We start from the raw sequence: 1636 nt of genomic DNA on the forward strand, positions 1-1636 counted from the left end.
GCGTACGCGAAATTGACCAGGACGATGCCGCTCCAGGCGGTGATGATCCCCGGCAGGCCGGCGCCGATGGCCGCGCCCGCCGTGAGCGGGATGGCGATGCCGAGCGAGCCGAGGGCCAGCCCGAGCGCGCGACCGCCTTCCGCGCGGTCCTCCCGGGCCAGCTCCTTGGGGTTCGGCATGCGCCGGGAGGCTTCGGCCGCGACCTGGGCCGCGATGGTGGCCTCGATCCGGTTGAGGAAGGACTCGGTCAGCGCCGCCTCGTACTCGGGACCGAGATCGCGCCTCGCCGCGATGGTCGCGCGCAGATCGTCGCGCGGGAAGGAAGGATCCGCCATACCTGACAATCTGCCAGAGATATATCGCGACTGGGTATATGTCGATACGTGGATCTCAATGACGCCGCGGACACCCTCTACGCGCTGCCTCCCGCCGAATTCACCGCCGCCAGGGACGCCCTCGCCAAAGAGGTCAAAGCCGCAGGAAACGCCACGCTGGCCCGTGAGATCGGCAAACTCCGCCGCCCCACCGTCGTCGCCTGGGCGGTGAACCAGCTGGCCCGCCAGAATCCGCCCGAACTCACCGAACTCCTCACCCTGGGCGAGGACCTCCGCCAAGCCTGGCAGGACCAGGACGCCAGAACCCTCACCGCCCTCTCCGCCCGCAGAACCGCCCTCACCGCCCGCGTCGCCCGCCTGGTCGCCGACTTGGCCTCCTCCTCCGGCCACCGCCTCACCACCCTCACCGAGGTCGAACAAACCCTCGACGCCGCCGTGGTCGACGCCGAAGCCGCCACCCAGGTACGGCAAGCGACCCTCACCACCGCCCTCGCATACAGCGGTTTCGCCCCCGCCCCCGTCACCCGCTCCCCGCCCAAGACCGCGCCCCCCGCCCGAAAAATCGATCTCGAGGCGCAACGCGAACGCCGCGCTCACGAACTGGCCGAGGCAGCCGCGCAAGCCGAACGCGAAGCGTTGGAGTCAGAGGCGATTCACGCCGACTGGGCACGCGAGCTAGCGCAATCCATCCAGGAAAGGGATCGGCGGGCCGGAAAGGTGACCGCACTGGAGACGAAACTAGCGGAACTAGAGGCCAAACTGACCGACGCACGCGCGAAGCACGCAACGGCAACCAAACGCGCGGACGCAGCACAACGTGACGAGTCCCGCGCCCGGCGCACCGCCGAGTCCGCCCGCGCCCGGGCCATCGCCGCCGCGACCAAAACAAGCCGGGACACGTAGGGGCATGCACACCATCTGCGGATCGCGGCTACGTTGCGTGATCTTCGTCATCCGGCCGGTGCAGTGCGCTCGTGGTGAGCACATGAGCACGGCATCCGTGGATCATCGCCCGCACACCCACGGTGATGATCTAGCCGCGCTCGTGGGGTGAGGTTGCCCGGTGTCTGCCTGTAGGCGCGCGTCGTCCGCCCGGGCCGGTACCGGATGTGGAGTCGGTCGGCTACGCGGCCGGAGCCGCGTGCGACCTCCCGTGCGAGACCGGGGTGGGTGCGGTGCCGGTGAGGGCGATGCAGGGGTCGGATGCGGTGGCGGTGGCGGTGGGGGCTATGGCGGGGTCGGGTGTGGCATTCCGGGAGGGGCCGGGGTGCGGCGCCGGTGCGGGCGATGCCGGAGTCGGA

General features: G+C 70.3%; 2 protein-coding genes. One reads left to right on the top strand and one right to left on the bottom strand.

The window, feature by feature from the left end; genetic code table 11:
• The coding region (locus tag Aple_RS53025) for a hypothetical protein (protein ID WP_176644307.1) at positions 1–335 on the bottom strand (335 nt) is incomplete at its 3' end.
• Between the two features lie 48 nt (positions 336–383).
• Here Aple_RS53025 and Aple_RS48865 point away from each other — a divergent pair.
• A complete protein-coding gene (locus Aple_RS48865; RefSeq protein ID WP_155351639.1) occupies positions 384–1238 on the top strand; it encodes a transposase in 855 nt (284 codons plus the stop codon).
• Positions 1239–1636: the final 398 nt, after the last annotated feature.

The organism is Acrocarpospora pleiomorpha, assembly GCF_009687885.1.
Taxonomy (GTDB): domain Bacteria; phylum Actinomycetota; class Actinomycetes; order Streptosporangiales; family Streptosporangiaceae; genus Acrocarpospora; species Acrocarpospora pleiomorpha.